This is a genomic window from Rhizobium sophorae, assembly GCF_013087515.1.
GTDB lineage: Bacteria > Pseudomonadota > Alphaproteobacteria > Rhizobiales > Rhizobiaceae > Rhizobium > Rhizobium sophorae.
This window is the reverse complement of sequence record NZ_JABFCN010000051.1, coordinates 19012-36973: the sequence shown is the minus strand read 5'-3', so window position 1 is coordinate 36973 and position 17962 is coordinate 19012. Positions and strand designations below refer to the sequence as shown.

Genomic DNA, 17962 nt, shown 5'->3' with positions numbered 1-17962 from the left:
CTCAATCACGATTTGAGGTGGGCAGATTAAGAGCTGCCCCGTGAGATCATCGGACCAACCTCCAGCTGTTCGCGCGCCGCGACCACATCGGCGGTATGCAAGCCGCTTTCGAAGTATTGGTACACGGAGGCCAAGTGATTTAGCGCGATATCACCATGTCCGGTTTGCAGCGCGAGTTTGACCTGTTGGGTCGCAGCCCGCAGTTCGAGAGTTAGAGCGCCGCTTCGCTGCGCCGCCCGCACCGCCGTGGCCAAATTTTCCGCGGCGGAATGGACATCACCTTCGCGCCACCGCGTCAGGCCAATGACGCGGAACAACTCTGGGCGGCACCAAACCTCGTCCCGCTCCAGACAATCGCCGGCTTCCGCCGCGACGGCGCGCGCGACATCGAGACGATTATGGGACAGGGCGGCGTCCGCGAGCATCACGAGGTTCATTGCGAAATGAATCCGCAGATTGCGGCTCCTGAGTCCGCCGATAGCGTCACGCATTCTGTCTACCGCCTGCGCGTCACGGCCAGCGGTGTCGATGGCAGCACGATAGAATCGAATAAGGGGGGGCCAAATGTCCAGCTGACAGATTTGGTACTGCGCTTCCAGCCGCGTCAACTGGTCCCGCGCCACATCAAGACGGCCGCACCAAAGCGATACCGAAAGTCCCCCCACTGCCAACGCATGCATGAGCGAGACGGGATGGCCGATCGTCGTTGCGGCCGAAATGCATCCCTGCGCCACATCGAAGGCCTCCCGGTGCTCGCCGACGACCCACAGCATCGGCGCGAGATAGGACCGTATTCCAACGAAGCGATCGAGTTGAAACCTTGACGTCTGCGAGCGATAGGCGACCGTGGAATGACTGCGTGCCAACGCCTTGAGGCCCGCGACCGAAGTCTCGATATCGCCGCAGTAGAAACGGTTGACCAATTCCAGTCTCGTGACATCGGGCACCGCCGAGTGACCTCCTTCCTGGTTGAGGAGGCCGCGGAGTTCGGAAAGGGCGGACAGGACTTGGCGATGATTTCCGGCGAATGTCTTCGCGCCGGCCCAGCCCATCGTCGTTCGCAGCCGGTACTCGACATTCCCGGTTTCGTCGGCAAGGGTCCTCGCTTCACGCCACGCCGCTTCAATCTCCGGTCCGCAATCGTCGCCGAAATTGAGATTGAGGGCGTGCGCAGACACGAGTTTCAATCTGAGCACAACATCGTCCATAGCCAGACCATTGAGCCCCTCCACCACTTCGGCCACGCGCGTTCGGGTCTCTGAGAGGGAGGACAGCTCGTTCCACAGTGGAATGGCGGCTGCGGTCAGCCGGATGCCGAATTCCCTGTCGTGTCCATCACGCCACGCCCAATCGATGGCTCGGTGGAGATCATTTCCCCAACGGCCGTAGCGTGCGGTCCAATCTTCGCGTGCTCGCCAGTTCCACTCGACTTCGCCTTGTTCGAACACAGCCAGCAGGTAGCGCGTATAGCTCGCCATCGCCGCCTGCTCTTCGCCGCTCGCGCGAAGGCGTTCGCTGGCGAAGCTGCGCGTGCTGTCAAGGAGGCGATAGTACCGGTGTCCGCTATGATAGCTGACAGACGACAACGATCTGGCGGCAAGGCTCTCCAGCCACGCCCCGACATCCTCTGCCGACCCGAGATGGCCGCAGATCCCGACAACATCGTTCAGCGTGAACGTTCCACTAAATAGTGACAGATGACGCAGCAGACATGCTTCGCGCTCGGGAAGTAACCTATAGCTCCAGTCCAGCATCGCCATCAGCGTCATATGCCGAGGCGCCGCCGCGTTCCCCTGCAACACAAACGCATCGAAGGCATTCTCCAACAGGTCGGCCAGCTTGGCGGGCCCATCGGTGGACAGCCGCGGCGCCGCCAATTCTATCGCCAGCGCGATACCATCGAGGCGACGGCTAATGGCCGCGAGCGAAGAGGCGTCCGCATCGTCGAGCCGATATCCCTGCGTCACCGCGCGCTGTACCAGCAATTCTACGGCCGAAAAGCCTAACGCCGCCGCCGCGTCCAGCTCGCTCCCCGCGGGCGGAAAGCGAAGCGGCGCGAGACGATAGACCGACTCCCGCCTGCACCGGAGCGGCTCCCGACTCGTCGTGACGACGAGAAGCCTCGGAAGCGCGTGATTGAGATGGTCTGCAACCGTCGCCGTGGCGTTCAACACATGTTCGCAATTGTCGAGCACCAGCAACAATTCACGGTCGCGCAACATTTCGACAAGGCCTGCCAGGATATTGACGAGACTGCTGTTCAGGCCACACGCAAAGGCAATTGCCGGCGCGACCAGATGCGGAGAGTCGATCGCCGCAAGATCGACGAAGCAGACGCCGTCCTTCAAGCTCTCACCGACCTGCCATGCGGTGGCGACTGCTACGCTCGTCTTGCCGACGCCGGGCGGGCCGACAATTGTAAGCAGCCTGGTCTCGGCAAGCGCGCCGGCGAGGTCGGCCATAGCCTCGTCGCGCCCGATCAGCGCCGGTGGGGCCGGCAATTCCCCTGTAATGCCTCTGACCGCGTCGGAAAGAGCTGCCTCGTCAGCACCGCCGAGGACGCGCAGTGGCGCGACGAACCGATAGCCGCGGCCCGGCACGGTTGCGATGCAAGTCAGGTCGGGCTCCACCTGCGCCAGAGCGCGCCGCAACACTGCGATATTGACCTTGAGGTTACTCTCATCGACGAAAACGTTCGGCCAGGCTGCGCGAAAGAGCTCGTCCTTACTGACAACGATACCAGGCCGGCGCACGAGCGCATGAAGTAGATCGATCGCACGGGATCCGACACGGATTGGAACATCGCGATGAAGCAACAGCTGGCGAGCGGGAATGAAGCGGCAGTCGCCAAAACAATAGGTTGTTATGTTGGCCTCTTCCAATTCTTCCATCGTAGCTCCCTTTGCTGCGACGACACGGACTCAAGCTCGGGCCTGGCCGAGGTAATCTCCACGGCTGCATTAATTTTACCTTTTTTAACCGGCGCCGTCAGCGCCTCGATGCTATTTACGTTCCCAGGCCAACTTGAGAAAAGGCTGAACCGGTTGGTTCGGGCGCAAGTCGGTCGGCAGGAAACATTCAGGCACTTGGGCGCTCTACCTCCGGTGGCCATTCCCGGTAGCGCTCGTGTCGGACTGACAGAGCGGAAACCGGATTGAAGGAACGGCCGCATGCCTCGCGCGCTCAACACACTGACGCTGTCAGATGCAAAGCAGATGCTGCAGGCCGGCGAGGCCAAGGCAGCAAACCTCGGCATCCCCTATAATATCGCGGTGGTCGATGCCGGAGGCGCGCTGATCGCATTCACCCGCCAGGACGGTGCGCTCGCCGGGAGCATCGATCTTGCGATCAGTAAGGCGAAGACAGCGCGCATGTTCGACAAGACGACGGAATATCTTGCCGAGCTCGCTCAGCCGGGCGCACCGCTGTTCGGGATCGAACAGAGCAATGGTGGCAATGTCGTGATCTTCGGCGGTGGTCTGCCGGTAAAGTACGACGACCAGATCATCGGCGCGGTCGGCACCAGCGCCGGTTCGGTCGAGCAAGACATCGCGGTCGCCATGGCGGCAGCAGAAGCAATTTCACCAAACGCGAAACCGTAGGGAGACTTGCGATGAAAGCAGCGCGCATCTTGGAGTATAAAAAGGCCCTGGTTCTCGAGGATATACCGGTCCCCGATATTCAGCCCGACGAGGTGCTGGTGAAGGTTGCCGCCTGCGGTATGTGCCGGTCGGATGTGTTGCTGATCGACGGCTTCTTCCAGGGCTATGGCGATATCCCCCCACCGGTCATTCCCGGCCATGAAATTACGGGCACGATCGAGAAAATCGGCAGCGTCGTGCCGAAGGTTGCTGGTATCGAGGAAGGCGATCACGTGGTGGTCGCACCCGGTTGGGGCGACGGTGTCTGCCGCCATTGCATGGTCGGCGATACGCACATCTGTCCCAATGTCCGCTGGCCCGGCTTCGGCCGCGATGGTGGCTTCGCGGAGTATATCCCGGTACCGGCACGCTATGTGATTAAGGTGCCGAAACACCTGAAGTTCGAGCAGCTCGCGCCGCTGACCGACGCCGGGCTGACGCCCTACCGCGGCCTCAAGAAAATCCGTAACGCCGGTGGCCTCGGCCCGGATCGGGTGATCGGTGTGTTCGGCATCGGCGGGCTCGGAGCATACGCCGTCCAATATGCCAAATTGCTTGGCGCCGGCGGTCCGGTGGTCGCGGTCGCCCGCAATGAAGAAAAGTTGCAGGTGGCCAAGAAATATGGCGCGGATCATATCATCGCCATAGAGGGCAAGTCCTCCGAGGACGTTGGCAAGGAGCTCAAGAAAGCCACTGGCCAGGACAAGTTCGACGCGATCATCGATTGCGCCGGCGCGACCGAGATGATGCAGCTCGCCTTCTCGCGGTTGGCGATCAGCGGCCACTATGCAGATGTGGGGTTCATCGGCGATCGCATCGATATCCCGTTGTTCCCCCGCGTGTCGGGCGAGCAGACTTTTCACGGATCGTTCTGGGGCAACAACGCGGATCTCACCGAGGTAATGGCGCTCGCGGCCGAAGGCAAAATCCAGCACACGATCAAGACGATCTCCTTCGATGACATCAACGAATATATCGACCTGATGCGCGACAATAAAATCGTTGGGCGTGCCGTCGTGACGTTCTGACAGCGTGAGGGCGCAACGAGACCGGACTACCGCCGCGCCAAGTATCCTGCGCCGAAGTGACTTCATGTCCGAATGAAACCCAATCTTTGAACGCATCATAATTTATTCAAGGAGAAGATCGTGACTCAACATGTCCTGTTCATCGTCACCAACGCAGCCGTGATCGGTCCGCACAATCGCAAGACCGGCTTCTTTTTCGCCGAGGTCGCTCATCCTTTCGACGTGCTCGACAAGGCGGGGATCGCCGTAGAGTTCGCGTCTCCCGCTGGCGGATGGACGCCCTACGACGCGTACGACGAGAAAGACCCCGCCCAAAAAGAGTTTCTCGAGAGCAAGGCCTTTCGTCGCCTGAATCATAGCCGAAAGTTGTCCGAAGTGGACGCTGCGGACTACGACGCCATCCTAGTGCCCGGTGGCCTCGGGCCCATGGTCGACATCCAGCGTAACGCGGATGTCCAGAGGGCCATCGTGCGCGCCTGGACCACCGGAAAGCTCGTAACCGCTGTTTGTCACGGTCCGTGCGCGCTGCTCAGCGTCGACCTCGGTGATGGCACGCCGTTCGTGCGCGGCAGGAAGCTTACGTCGTTCTCGAAGAAGGAAGAGTACGACTACGCCCGCGATGACGTGCCTTACGAACTTGAGGATGCGTTAAGGGCGGAGGGTGCCGAGTACTCATCTGCATCCAACTGGGAACCTCACGTCGTCGTTGATGGCCGCCTTATCACCGGCCAGAACCCCGCCTCGGCGGGGCCGCTGGGAAAAGAACTGGTCGCCGCCCTCAAACGGGCTGCTGTTCCGGCGTGAATTGATGAGATGCAGGCTGAAAGATTCGGGCGTGCCCTCATACCGCAACCGCGCTCGCAGCTTCTCGCCCCGCCCACTCAAACGAGTGCACATGCGCACTTTATCGGGAGCCTATCGCATGACTCAATCGCCGGCCAAGATCACTGCCGTCCTTACTGCTCACCCCGGCAAAGCCGCTGACCTGCGATCACTGCTTGTCGGCATGGCACCGCTTTGCAGAGCCGAACCCGGCAATCTGCGCTGGGATGGCTGGCGCGACCAGGCCGTTCCCGAGCGCTACGTTCTGGATGAGCTCTATCGCGACGGTGAGGCGGTGGAGGCGCATCGCCGGACGCCGCACTACCAGGATTATCTGGCACGCATTCCTTCGCTGGCGGAGCGGTCGGCGCTGGTACTCGAGGCGGTAGCCGTGTCGTAGTTCTGTCGAGGATCGGAGAACATCATGCTTGAAGTGGTGCAAGCCTTTGATCGGAAACACATCGCCGATCTGCCGACGGACGATGCTGCGGCCTTGGAATCGAAGCTCGCGACTGCGCGCGCACGCTTTCTGAATCGCAACGACTGGCTTGCGCCGCATGAACGGATGGCAGTGCTGCGGAGACTCGCGGACCTTGTCGGGCTGCAGCGCGAGGTCTTCGCCAAGCGCATCGCATGCGAAGGCGGCAAGCCCTACACCGACGCACTCGTCGAGACCGACCGCGCGATCGACGGCATTCGTAATGCTGCCGATGTGCTGCGGACCCGCGGTGGCGTCGAGATTCCGATGGGCCTTACGCAGGCAAGTGTCAATCGACGTGCCTGGACCATTCAGGAGCCGATCGGTGTCGTGGCCGCCATTTCCGCCTTCAATCACCCGCTCAATCTGATCGTCCATCAGGTGGCACCGGCGATTGCAACCGGCTGTCCCGTCATCATCAAGCCGGCAGCAGCTACGCCGCTTTGTTGTCTCGAACTGGTCAAGCTGGTTCATGAGGCCGGGATGCCGGAGGGCTGGGTGCAGGCCTTTCTTCCCGAAAGTCGCGTTCTGTCAAGCGCGTTTGCGAGCGATGCGCGCATCGCGTTCCTGAGCTTCATCGGGTCAGCGGAAGTAGGCTGGCGCCTGCGCGCAAACCTGGCTCCCGGCACCCGTTGCGCCCTTGAGCATGGCGGCGTCGCACCCGTCATTGTCGACCGGAGTGCCCATCTCGACGAGATCATCGAACCCCTTGCCAAAGGCGGCTATTATCATGCTGGCCAGGTATGCGTGTCCGTGCAGCGCATTTATGTACACGCCGAACTCAAGGAGGCTTTCGTCGAGCGGTTCGCCGCGCGGGCCGACCAGCTCCGTGTCGGCGATCCCACCCGCGCCGAAACAGAGGTCGGCCCCCTGATCACGCCTGACGAAGCCACGCGGGTCGAGGCGTGGATCGATGAAGCCGCAACGGCAGGAGCCCGTCGGATCGGCGGCGGACGCCTGAGCGATACCACGCTCAAGCCGGCCATACTCGTCGATCCGCCGCGCGACACCAAGGTCTCGACGCATGAGATTTTCGGGCCTGTCACCTGCATTTACGGATATGACGAGGTCGAGGATGCGATTGCTGCAGCAAATTCCCTGCCGGTAGCATTTCAGGCGAGCATTTTCACACGCGATCTGGATGTCGCGTTCAACGCGGCCGAGAAGCTCGATGCCTCGGCGGTGATGGTGAATGATCACAGCGCGTTCCGCACCGACTGGATGCCTTTTGCCGGCCGGCGCGAATCCGGTTACGGCGTCGGCGGCATTCCCTTTACGGCCCGCGAAATGACCGCGGAGAAGATGATCGTCTTCAAGCGCTAGCGCCAGCGGATCTTCCAAAATTACGCCTCGTGCAACCACCGGATTGGAGATCGATCGATGTTTGGAAAGGCTTACGAAGCGCAATGCCAGGCAATGAAGTTTACCCCGTCCAGTGCTCACCATGAGAGCCAGGCGCTGGCTCTTTTCTCGCTTGCACTGGGCAGTTTCTGCATCGGAACGTCAGAATTCGCCAGCATGGGCATCATACAATTGTATGCCGAAGACTTCGGCATCGATATTCCAACGGCGACGAATGCGATTACCGGATATGCTTTCGGCGTCGTCCTTGGCGCGCCGCTCGCCACGCTTGTCGCGGCCAGACTCAATCGTCGGACTTTGTTGCTGTGTCTGATGGCGCTATGGGTAGTTGGAAACGTCCTGTCATCGATGGCGAGCAATATCGGCCTCTTTGCGGCGGCCCGGTTCATAAGCGGCGTGCCGCAAGGCGCCTATTTTGGAGCGGGAGCGGTTGTCGCGGCCTATTTCTTCGGCGCGGAGCGCGCCGGAAAGGCTTTCGCGCTGGTCATGACCGGTCTGACGATCGCAACGATCTTCGGTTCGCCCTTGGCAACCTTCCTTGGTCAGACGCTCGGGTGGCGGAACACCTATCTCGCCATGGCCGCGCTCGGCGCAGTCGCGCTTCTTGCGCTGTTCCTGTTCGTGCCGCGCACGGAAGCCCTTCACGGGGGCTCGGTCCTCCATGAGTTGTCGGGGCTTCGTCGATGGAATGTTTGGGCAATGATCGTCGTAGCGGCGCTCGGAATATCGAGCATTTTTGCGGTCTATGCCTTTATCGGACCATTGGTGACCGATGTGGTGCAGCTCGATCAATCCAGGATCCCCCTTGCGCTTGCTGTCTTTGGCGTCGGCATGACGGTCGGCAACGCAGTCGGTGGTCAGCTCGCAGACACTTTTGCGTTTCGCGGCCTCATCCTTGGATACGGGATAACGCTGATCGTCCTTGTTATCTTGTCGTGCTTTGGGACGAACGCATGGGTTTTCATGCTCTGCCTCTTCTGCGTGGGTGCTGCGATGATGGCGGCGATTCCAACCATTCAGGTGCGGATGACGCATTTTGCACCGGAAGCCCCGACACTGATGGGGGCAATGAACCTGGCCGCTCTCAATGTGGCGAATGCTCTTGGGGCTTGGGGCGGTGGACTGGTCATCGCCGCGGGATACAGCGTCCTCTTTTCACCGCTTGCCGGATTTTTGCTGACCGCTGCAGGGCTGCTCGTCTATTTCATCGCGCTTCCGCGAAGCGCTTCGGTCGTGCAGGCTTAGACGCGCAAAAAACCAGGCGCTGGCTGAAGCTGCGAGATCCAACATCACCAGGCGAGAGCGAGGAACAATGGGAATGGCAGCCGATGGGCAGCGCAAACTGCCGTCGAAACTAAGCCACGATTGCCGTTCCCTCACTCCCACTCGATCGTGCCCGGCGGCTTCGACGTAACATCGTAGACCACGCGGTTGATGCCGCGCACCTCGTTGATGATGCGGGTGGCGGCGCGGCCGAGGAATTCCATGTCGTAGTGGTAGAAGTCCGCCGTCATGCCGTCGACCGAGGTGACGGCGCGCAGCGCGCAGACGAATTCGTAGGTGCGGCCATCACCCATGACGCCGACGGTCTGAACGGGCAGCAGCACGGCGAAGGCCTGCCAGATGGCGTCGTAGAGGCCGGCCTTGCGGATTTCGTCGAGATAGATCGCATCGGCCTCGCGCAGGATCTCCAGCTTTTCGCGGGTGATACCACCTGGGCAGCGGATCGCCAGGCCGGGGCCCGGGAAGGGGTGGCGGCCGATAAAACTGTCGGGCAGGCCGAGTTCGCGGCCGAGCGCGCGCACCTCGTCCTTGAAGAGCTCGCGCAGCGGCTCGACGAGCTGCATCTTCATGCGCTCCGGCAGACCGCCGACATTGTGGTGCGACTTGATCGTCACCGACGGGCCGCCGGTGAAGGAAACGCTCTCGATCACGTCGGGATAGAGCGTGCCCTGGCCGAGGAAGTCGGCGCCGCCGAGTTTCTTCGCCTCTTCCTCGAAGGTCTCGATGAACAGCCGGCCGATGATCTTGCGCTTGGTTTCCGGATCGCTGACGCCCTCGAGTTCGCCGATGAAGCGATCGGCGGCATCGACGTGCAGCAGGTGCAGATTGTAGTGCTCGCGGAACATGGCGACGACGCCGGCCGCCTCATCCTTGCGCATCAGCCCGTGGTCGACGAGGATGCAGGTCAGCTGGTCGCCGACGGCCTCGTGGATCAGGAGCGCTGCGACGGAACTGTCGACACCGCCCGAAAGGGCGCAGATGACGCGCTTGTCGCCCACCTGCGCACGGATCTGCTCGACCGCCTTCTGGCGGTAGGCCGACATCGACCAGTCGCCCTTGATGCCGGCAATGTTATGAATGAAATTGCCAATCAGCTTGGCGCCGTCAGGCGTATGCACCACCTCCGGGTGGAACTGCACGCCGTAATATTTACGCTTCTCGTCGGCGATGAAGGCGTAGGGCGCGTTGGAGGAGGTGGCGACCACTTCGAAACCATCCGGCAGCGCGGTGACGCGGTCGCCATGGCTCATCCAGACCTGATGGCGCGAGCCGGAGGACCAGAGGCCCTCGAACAGCTGGCAGTCCCTGTCCACGTCGAGGAAGGCACGGCCGAATTCGCGGTGGTGGCCGCTCTCGACCTTGCCGCCGAGCTGCATGCACATCGTCTGCTGGCCGTAGCAGATGCCGAAGACCGGCAGACCGCTGTCGAAGATGATCTGGGGCGCTCGCGGCGATCCCTCGTCCACCGTGGAAGCCGGGCTGCCGGACAGGATCACGGCCTTCGGCTGCAGGCGGTTGAAGCCTTCTTCGGCCGATTGGAAGGGGACGATCTCGCAATAGACGCCGGCCTCGCGCACGCGTCGTGCGATGAGCTGGGTCACCTGGCTGCCGAAATCGACGATGAGAACGGAGTCGGGATGTGCTGTCTGGGTCATGGCGAGGCTTTAATGAAAAGCGCCTCGCCTTGCAATCCGGGAAATCGGCGGCATCAGGTTTTTATTGTTCCGATTGTCCCCCGCGCGTCTGACAAGGCGCGCGGCGCTTCAGGGCTCAGAACCAGAAAACCCCGTCCTCCAGCGCCGTGAACAGGCTGTCGACGCCATAGGAGAGCTTGCGGTCGACGATGTGCAGATATTCGGTCCAGCCCGAAATATGCTGCAGTTCGACGGCGCCGTCGGAAATGCCGCGAAGGCCGATCAGCGGCAGCTTGTAGCCCTGGCAGGCGCGCAGCACCGCATAGGTCTCCATATCGACCATGTCGGCGTCGATATTGGTATAGGCGGCGCCTGAGATGATGTTGCCGCCGGTGGAAAGGCTTGCTTCGGCAATGCCGGGAATGCGCAGCGGCAGCTCGAGCGTTGCCGGGAGGTCGAGAAAGGGTGTCTTGCCCTTTTCGAAGCCGAGCGGTGAGGCGTCCATGTCGCGGTAGGAAACCGAGGTCACCTGATAGATTTCGGTCTGCTCCAGTTTCGCGGAGCCGGCCGAGCCGAGGGACACGACGAGATCGGGCAGGTCGTCGGCTGCATCCAGCCGCGCCAATGTCTTGCTCAGCGCGATGGCCGCCTCGACCGGGCCGACGCCGGTCATCAAAGGTTCGATGCGCGAGCGCAGGAAGGGACCGTATTCGGCCTCCGCCGCCATGACGAAAAGGATGGATTTCCCGGCGACCGATTTCAGTTCGAACTTCATCCCGTAATGCCCTCTCTACCGCGGATCACCATCATCGTTCCGGTCATGGAGGCGATGAGTTTGGCCGGCCCGTCGCTGATCGCGTAGCCTCGCCCGTCGGCGACGATGATGGTGGAGCCGGGTTTGGTGATTTCCCCGCGAAACAGGAAACGATCGCCACGCCCCGGCGACATGAGATTGACCTTGAACTCGATCGTCAGGATCGAGGCTTCCGGGTCGATGACGCTATAGGCGGCAAAGCCGCAAGCCGAATCGAGCGCGGCGGAAATGATGCCCGCATGTAGGATGCCGTGCTGCTGTGTCAGTTTGACGTCGAAGGGAAGCTCGATCTCGACGACGCCGTGCTCAACACGCGTCAACTCCGCGCCGATTGTCTCCATCGCCGCCTGCCGCGCAAAATTGCGGCGGATTCGCGCGCGGAAATCGCCCCTGTCAGTCTCGCTCATGTCTGCCCCTCTTGCAGCCGCGAAAGTGGCATGGCGCGCCGCATTCGACAAGCTGGACATTGTTGAAATCGGTCCGGGCGGCGATGGAAACCCGGGACCGTGTCGCCGGGGCAACCCTTCACCTTTCCGCCGCCGTGCAAGCCGGTACGGCTGGCCGGTACCGCTGGCCAGTACCGCTGGATTGTGGCGATCCGATGCGAAGAGGATTGCAGCTTCGCGCGGTGCGCGTATTCTCCGCATCGGGTTGCGAAATGATGGAGCGCCAGCATGACGACGATATCGCAATCGGTGCGAAATTTCGAGACCTGGCTGGCCGGCGAACTCGGCGACGATCTCGTCAAGGACGATCTGCGGGAGAAGCACGAGAAGATGCGGAGCGACGATTTCGTCTTCCTGCGCGCCACCTATTGGCGCTGGTGCGAGATCATCCTCGACATCTGCCCGGAACTCGGCCGCACTCCCGGGGTATTGGCGATCGGCGATACGCATCTGGAGAATTTCGGCACCTGGCGCGATGTCGAGGGCCGGCTCGTCTGGGGCGTCAATGATTTCGACGACGCGGCGGTGATGCCCTATGCGCTGGATCTCGTTCGCCTTGCCGCAAGCGCCGTCCTGGCCGGCGGAGGTGACGGTCCCTCGGTTCGCATGATCGGCGAATTAATCTTGAGCGGTTATCGCCGGGGCCTTGAAAATCCACTGCCCGTCATCCTCGAGCGCGACCACAAATGGCTGCGCAAGGCGCTGCTGCTGCCGAATTCCGAACGCCGGGAGTTCTGGGAGAAATACGAAATGTTGCAGACCGGCAAGAAGCCGGCACCATCAGCCTATGTCAAGGCGCTCGCAGACGCGCTGCCGTTGGGATCAGGACCTTTCGTGGCGAAGCCGCGCAGCGGCGGCACCGGCAGCCTCGGCCGGCCGCGTTTCGTCGTCTATGCCGAATGGCAGGGTGGACCGGTGCTGCGCGAGGCAAAGGCGCTGGTGCCGTCCGCCTGGTCGCTTCGCCACAGGCCACGGGATGTGGCGATCCATGCAAGTGAGATCGCCAATGGGCGGGCGCGCTCAGCCGATCCGCACTACCGGGTCTCCGGCCGCATCCTCGTGCGTCGGCTCTCGCCGAACAGCTGCAAGATCGAAATCGACCGGCATCCGGAGATCCTGCTTTCGCCGACGATGCTCGAGCTGATGGGCTTCGAGATCGCCAATTGCCATTCCGACGATGCGGCGGCGGCTGCGGCGATCCTGAAGGACTTGGCGGCACGGGGAAACGAATGGCTGCACGAGGCGGCAAGGGCCGCGGCATCGAGCGTCAGCGCCGAGCAGAAAGCCTATTCCCGCGCCGGCTAAAGCAATTCCAGCAAAAGTGTGCAGCGGTTTTGCGTCCGGAATTGCGCTTCTCTGATTTAGATCCGCACGATGTGCTGATCCCAGGCGACGTCGCTGCGGGTCGACAGGAAATCGCCGTCATAGGAGGAGACGGCAAAGCCGCTTCTTGCCGGGGCGATGCCTGCCGCATCCGGAACGGAAGTCTCGGCCAGCATTTTGCCCGTCCTAGCGTCGATGGTCACCGAGGCGCCGCCCTTCGGCGAGGTGATGCCGACGAGGCCCTCCCTGCGATTGACGGCGATCGCTCCGACATAATTGGCAAGCCTGCGCGTCGTCTCCTCAGGCAGGTCGATGAAGGTAAGATTCTCGCCTTTGGCGAAATGGCCGACGAGCGGCGGCAAATCCTTGCGGTGGCCTTCATACTGGCAGGCGAACCAGATGCGGCCCTCGCCGTCGAGATCGACGTGGCGGGTGGAGAGTTCTGCCCATTCCGCCGGCAGCACATGTTTTTCGACCAGCGCACCGGTTGCCGCATCGATCAGCGCCAGCGACGGCTGCATTTCCCCGAGATTGAGCTTGGTGCGGCCGAAATCCGGATGTGTCTCGATGCCGCCATTGGCGACGATGAGAAGGCGTCCGTCATCCGACACCGTCATGTCGTGCGGACCGATGCCGTAGGTTTCGAATTCGCCGATGCGGGTGAAGCGGTTCGTGGCGTCGTAGAGGCCGATCATGCCGCGATTGCCGTCGAAGTCGTTCTCGCTGGCGTAGAGCAAACGACCGTCAGGAGAGAAGGCGCCGTGGCCGTAGAAATGCCGGTCTTCCCTGGAGCTGATGACGATCGGCTCGCTTTTGTTCCAGGGATCGAAGATCATCGCATAGGTGCCGGGCCGGCGCGCGAAGGCGACAGTCTTGCCGGTACTGGCGCTGAAGGCCATGCCGTGGGCGCGGGCGGGAAGCGCCACCTGATCGACGATCTCGCCGCGCTCGGTCACGGTCGCAATGGCAAAGGAGCCGTCGGCTGCCCGAATGCCCGAGGCATAGACCGCATCGGTCCGCTCGAGTGCCATCAGCGACCTCGGCGCCAAAGAAGCAAGGAAGCCAAGGCCGGCCGCCTTGACGAAGTTGCGTCGGTCGATTGCGGCACTTTGCATCATCGTCTCAGTCTCCGTCCGAAAAGGAAAAGCCGGCCGAAAGGCCGATGGCTGCGCCATATTCGTCGCTGATCCGGGTGATCAGGTCGCGGCTTTCGGCAAGCAGCGTATCGAGCTTGGCCTTCTCCGCATCGCTTGTGGCGACGTCGATGTCGGGATTGAGCTTCGGTACGCTGTCGAGCAGCGATTTGAAGTCCTCGTCGATCGCGGCGGCAATCGGCTGCTTGTCCGGCGGCAGAAGTTCGGCCATGCCGGCCTTCTGCCAGAGCGTGCGCAGGCCCTCCAGATTGGCGGCCATCGATTTCCAGGTATTCTTGGAGCGCCAGTAGATCGCCATGCGCGGCCGTGGCGTGGTGTCCTTGCCCTTGTAGAACTGCTCCAGCCGCTGGTCGCGGACATTCTCCGCGCCATGGACGAGAATGCCGAGCAGCGCCGTCACCGCTTCCTTGTTGTCCATGAAATCATTGCTCTGCGGGCCTGGATGTTTCCAGCTCGCCTGCACGCCGTCGGGCTTTTCCCAGGCGGCGACGACTTCGCCGGCCTCACGCTGGATATTGCCGGCGACCGCCTGGCCGTAAAGGCAGCGGAAACTGCCCTTCTGCCCGACAAGATCGTCGGAGCCATTGCCGTAAAGCACGTATTCCAGCGCCGTCAGCCCTTGCAACGCAACACTCTTGCCGGCGATCGCATCAACGGTCGCATCGTTCGGATCGGCCTTGGCGATCAGCGCCTGCACCTGCTTGAGGCCGACGCCCTTGCGGTCGGGATAAAACAGGATGTGCTCGAAGAGATTGTCCTGGATAACAGGCCCGGTCTGGACGATCTCGATGATCGACCAATAGCGGATCGTGTCGTCGAAGGTGGACTTCGCTTTGTCGAGCGTCTGCTGCGTGCCGTCGGCGCAAAGATCCTTCATCGCCGTCGTCAGCCGGGCGGCCGATTGCTGCATGTTGCGATAGCCGGGACGGATCACCTCGTCGACGGCGCGCTGCATGACGGCGGGAACGGCATCCTCGTTCAGCCCTGCCGGGGGAGTGGCCGTCTGGGCGGCCGCGGATGTAGCGAGGCCGATCAGAGTAAGGCAGAGCAGGGGGTGCCAAAGGCGCATCAAAGTGACTCCAGGAATGTAATCAGGGCCGCCCTGTCGTCTTTCGGCAGGGAGGAGAAAGCGTTGCGGGCCTTTTCAGCTTCGCCGCCATGCCAGAGGATCGCTTCGGTGAGGCTCCGCGCACGGCCGTCATGCAGGAAAAAGCTGTGTCCGCTGACAGTCCGGGTCAGTCCTATACCCCATAGCGGCGGCGTGCGCCATTCACGTCCGCTTGCAAGGCCGACCTGCTGCCCGTCGGCAAGCCCGTCGCCCATGTCATGCAGAAGAAAGTCGGAATAGGGCCAGATCAGCTGGAAGGACTGCGCTTTGTCGGGCGCATCCCGCCGGGTGACGAATTTCGGCACGTGGCAGGAAATGCAGCCGCTTTCGTAGAAGATCCGCTTGCCCTGCAGCGTCTCGGGGAAACTCGCCTTGCGCCGTGCCGGAACGGCAAGATTTCCGGAATAGAAGGTGACGAGGTCGAGAATGGGACCTGGCGCTTCTTCTGCGCCCAACCGTTTCTGCACGCCGGTCGGCATATCGAGGCATTTCTCTTCCGCCTTGGTGCAATCGCCCTGCGCATCCGGGTGATCGGGCGTCGAGATGCCGATATCGTTGGCAAAGGCATCGGCACTCTGGTCGCGCACCGTGGCGTTCTGCGCCTTCCAGCCGAAGCGGCCGAGGGCGATCTTGCCGCTGCGATGGTCGCGCACGATCGCCGCCTTCCCCGAAATGCCGTCGCCGTCGGCATCGTCCGGATCGGCATGGGCAAGGATATCGGCTTCGGGAATGGCCTCGATCAGTCCGAGGCCGATCATCGCCGAGGCGACACGCGGCGAAGTCGTCGTCGCGGGGTCGAGCGGCCCATAGCCAAGGTTCGTCACCGCATAACTCGGCCGGCGCAGCGACACGGTCTCGCCGTCGCCGAGCGTCACCCTCTCTTCGCGGTAGCTGATCGCCATTTTCCCTTCGGCGGCAAGCCCGGGGACGGCGAGATCCTGCAACTGATGGCCGTAGACCGGATCGGGAAAATTGACGACATCAGCCTGCGCGATGGCCTTTTCGTCCTCCCGCGTCGTGGCGGCGCGGGAAAGCCGCAGCAACATCGAGGTGGCGCTCGGGCCTCCCTCCGGCGGTTTACCGCGGCCGTCATTGACATGGCAGCTCATGCAGGAGCGGGCGTTGAACAGCGGCCCGAGACCATCGGAAGCCTGCGTCGAGGAGGGAGCGGACACCCAGAGCTTGCGGAAGAGCGCATTGCCGAGCTTGAAATTCTGCTCTTCGTCGAAAGGGATGTTGGCCGAAATATGCGAGAAGCTGTCTGCGGTGACAGGGTCGATCGAGGTCGTCGCACCCGCCTGCATGGCTTCGTATTGTTCGACCTTGGAAAAATCCGCCGTCGGCCGCGTCACATCGGCGACACGTTTCAGATCGGCCTCGGAGAGGTCGGTGCGTTTCCTCGGCAGGTCGAAACCGGCGGCGATGCTGACGGAAAAACCGGCAAGCGTGGCGCAGAGCGCTACGCTGGCGAAAAATCGGCGGGCCGGGGCATGCGACATTTCAGGGTCCGGGCCGCTCCGGCTGTCGAAGCGGCCCGCCTTTTTGCTTATTTGAAGACGGCGTTAGGATTATCCAAGCTGTCGGAACCTTCAAGCTGAACCGTGCCGAGATCGAGTGCGGCAATAACGCGCTGCACCGATTTCGTCTGGTCGATCAGCCCGTCGATGGCGGCCTGGACGACGGCGTTGCCTTCCTTGTTGCCTTCGCCGATCATCTGGTCGTACTTTTCGACCGTCTCGCCGCGCTTTGCCATGGCATTCATCGCATCGAGCGTCTTGTTGAGCTTGCCGTCCACTTCGGCATCGAGCGCCTTGTCCTTGGCGGCTACCAGATCGTGCAGCGATGGGCCGCTGAGCTTGCTGCCGTCGACGCGGGTATAGTTGCCGGTATAGGCGGCAGCGATGCCGATCGCGTCGTTGAGATGCGAGTTGTAGGTATTGTCCGAGAAGCAATCATGCTCTTCTTCCGGATCGTGCAGCAGCAGGCCGAGCTTCATGCGCTCGCCGGCAAGCTCGCCGTAGGAAAGCGAACCCATGCCGGTCAGGATCGCCACGAGGCCGGCCTTCGGATCGGTTTCGACGTTCTTCGTCGCGGCACCATCCGGCTTCCAGTTGTCGGTCATTTCCTGCAGATCGGAAACGAGCAGGGTGGAGGCGGACTTCAGATATTCGGCGCGGCGGTCGCAATTGCCGTGCGTGCAGTTCTTGAGGTCGTAATCGGTTGCCGGGCGGTCGCCGGCGCCGGGACCCGTGCCGTTCAGATCCTGACCCCAAAGCAGGAATTCGATGGCGTGATAGCCGGTCGCGACATTGGCTTCGATGCCGCCGGCCTCGGCCAGCGTGCCGGAGAGGAATTCCGGCGTCAGCTTGGAGGCGTCGACGTCCTTGCCGTCGATCTTGATCGTCTTGTTGGCGATGACATTGGCCACATAGAGAGAATTCTCGTCGCTCTCGGTGCCGTAGGAAGCATCGACATAGTCGATCAGGCCTTCATCGAGCGGCCACGCATTGACCCTGCCTTCCCAGTCGTCGACGATCGGATTGCCGAAGCGATAGACTTCCGTCTGCTGGTAGGGGACACGCGCCTTGATCCAGGCCTCCCTGGCGGCCTTGAGCGTCGCATCGGTTGGCGCCTTAAGGAAGGCGTCGATCGCGGCGTCGAGCGCCTTGGCCGTCGTCAGCGAGTCCTCGTATTTCGCATGCGCCACGTCGGCGTAGTGTTTCACCACGCTAGCAGCATCGGTCTCGGCATGCGCGGGAAGGGCGAGCAGGGCTGCGGGGGCGATCGCCAGCACGGCTGCGCGGAATTTGCGGTTGAGCTTCATGATCCTCTCCTGTGACGGGATTTTCCGTCTAATCGGGCTCCGTC

The 17962-nt window shown here is 62.1% G+C and carries 15 protein-coding genes; 7 read left to right on the top strand and 8 right to left on the bottom strand.

Annotated features, from left to right (window positions below):
• Nucleotides 1–26 precede the first annotated feature (26 nt).
• Complete coding sequence (locus tag G9X64_RS28635; protein ID WP_171377859.1) at nt 27–2891, bottom strand: ATP-binding protein; 2865 nt, start codon at nt 2889–2891, stop codon at nt 27–29.
• Between the two features lie 279 nt (nt 2892–3170).
• Here G9X64_RS28635 and G9X64_RS28630 point away from each other — a divergent pair, with 279 nt between their 5' ends.
• The 6 genes from G9X64_RS28630 (at nt 3171) to G9X64_RS28605 (ending at nt 8576) form a co-directional block, all read left to right on the top strand.
• Nucleotides 3171–3602 (top strand): GlcG/HbpS family heme-binding protein, encoded by a 432-nt coding sequence (locus G9X64_RS28630; protein ID WP_168308022.1) that lies wholly within the window; start codon nt 3171–3173, stop codon nt 3600–3602.
• An 11-nt stretch (nt 3603–3613) separates the two neighbouring features.
• Nucleotides 3614–4669 carry an NAD(P)-dependent alcohol dehydrogenase gene (locus G9X64_RS28625; RefSeq protein ID WP_168308021.1) on the top strand — a complete coding sequence of 352 codons (1056 nt, stop codon included), beginning with the start codon at nt 3614–3616 and terminating at the stop codon, nt 4667–4669.
• Between the two features lie 120 nt (nt 4670–4789).
• The gene (locus tag G9X64_RS28620; RefSeq protein ID WP_168308020.1) at nt 4790–5473 is read left to right on the top strand and encodes a type 1 glutamine amidotransferase domain-containing protein; all 684 of its coding nucleotides are present in this window, start codon (nt 4790–4792) and stop codon (nt 5471–5473) included.
• A gap of 118 nt (nt 5474–5591) precedes the next feature.
• On the top strand, nt 5592–5891 hold the full coding sequence (locus G9X64_RS28615; protein WP_171377858.1) for a putative quinol monooxygenase: 300 nt from the start codon (nt 5592–5594) through the stop codon (nt 5889–5891).
• Nucleotides 5892–5915: 24 nt separating this feature from the next.
• Nucleotides 5916–7292, top strand: coding sequence for an aldehyde dehydrogenase family protein (locus G9X64_RS28610; protein ID WP_171377857.1), 1377 nt, complete (start codon nt 5916–5918; stop codon nt 7290–7292).
• A 57-nt stretch (nt 7293–7349) separates the two neighbouring features.
• Nucleotides 7350–8576: an MFS transporter gene (locus tag G9X64_RS28605; RefSeq protein WP_171377856.1), complete on the top strand. Its 1227-nt coding sequence runs from the start codon at nt 7350–7352 to the stop codon at nt 8574–8576.
• A 131-nt stretch (nt 8577–8707) separates the two neighbouring features.
• Here G9X64_RS28605 and guaA read toward each other — a convergent pair whose 3' ends face one another.
• The 3 genes from guaA to G9X64_RS28590 all read right to left on the bottom strand — a co-directional run bounded on the left by guaA (nt 8708) and on the right by G9X64_RS28590 (nt 11470).
• Nucleotides 8708–10270 carry a glutamine-hydrolyzing GMP synthase gene (gene guaA, locus G9X64_RS28600; RefSeq protein WP_027669259.1) on the bottom strand — a complete coding sequence of 521 codons (1563 nt, stop codon included), beginning with the start codon at nt 10268–10270 and terminating at the stop codon, nt 8708–8710.
• A 115-nt stretch (nt 10271–10385) separates the two neighbouring features.
• Nucleotides 10386–11024, bottom strand: a complete 639-nt coding sequence (locus tag G9X64_RS28595) for a 5'-methylthioadenosine/S-adenosylhomocysteine nucleosidase (protein ID WP_168308017.1) — start codon at nt 11022–11024, stop codon at nt 10386–10388.
• The gene (locus G9X64_RS28590; RefSeq protein WP_003544704.1) at nt 11021–11470 is read right to left on the bottom strand and encodes a PaaI family thioesterase; all 450 of its coding nucleotides are present in this window, start codon (nt 11468–11470) and stop codon (nt 11021–11023) included. Before G9X64_RS28590 ends, G9X64_RS28595 begins: the two co-directional genes overlap by 4 nt.
• Nucleotides 11471–11737: 267 nt before the next feature.
• On the opposite strand from G9X64_RS28590, the gene G9X64_RS28585 reads away from it, so the two are divergent.
• Complete coding sequence (locus G9X64_RS28585; protein ID WP_168308016.1) at nt 11738–12814, top strand: DUF2252 family protein; 1077 nt, start codon at nt 11738–11740, stop codon at nt 12812–12814.
• Nucleotides 12815–12870: 56 nt separating this feature from the next.
• Here the strand turns inward: G9X64_RS28585 and G9X64_RS28580 are convergent, their stop codons facing one another.
• Genes G9X64_RS28580 through G9X64_RS28565 form a run of 4 tightly spaced genes read right to left on the bottom strand, consistent with a single transcriptional unit; the run spans nt 12871 to nt 17918 of the window.
• On the bottom strand, nt 12871–13950 hold the full coding sequence (locus G9X64_RS28580; protein WP_168308015.1) for a DUF1513 domain-containing protein: 1080 nt from the start codon (nt 13948–13950) through the stop codon (nt 12871–12873).
• 4 nt (nt 13951–13954) lie between these two features.
• Entirely contained in the window at nt 13955–15055 is a 1101-nt protein-coding gene (locus tag G9X64_RS28575) for an imelysin family protein (protein WP_168308014.1), read from the bottom strand.
• Nucleotides 15055–16593: a di-heme oxidoreductase family protein gene (locus G9X64_RS28570; RefSeq protein ID WP_168308013.1), complete on the bottom strand. Its 1539-nt coding sequence runs from the start codon at nt 16591–16593 to the stop codon at nt 15055–15057. Before G9X64_RS28570 ends, G9X64_RS28575 begins: the two co-directional genes overlap by 1 nt.
• Nucleotides 16594–16640: 47 nt before the next feature.
• Nucleotides 16641–17918 carry an imelysin family protein gene (locus tag G9X64_RS28565; RefSeq protein WP_168308012.1) on the bottom strand — a complete coding sequence of 426 codons (1278 nt, stop codon included), beginning with the start codon at nt 17916–17918 and terminating at the stop codon, nt 16641–16643.
• Nucleotides 17919–17962 lie beyond the last annotated feature (44 nt).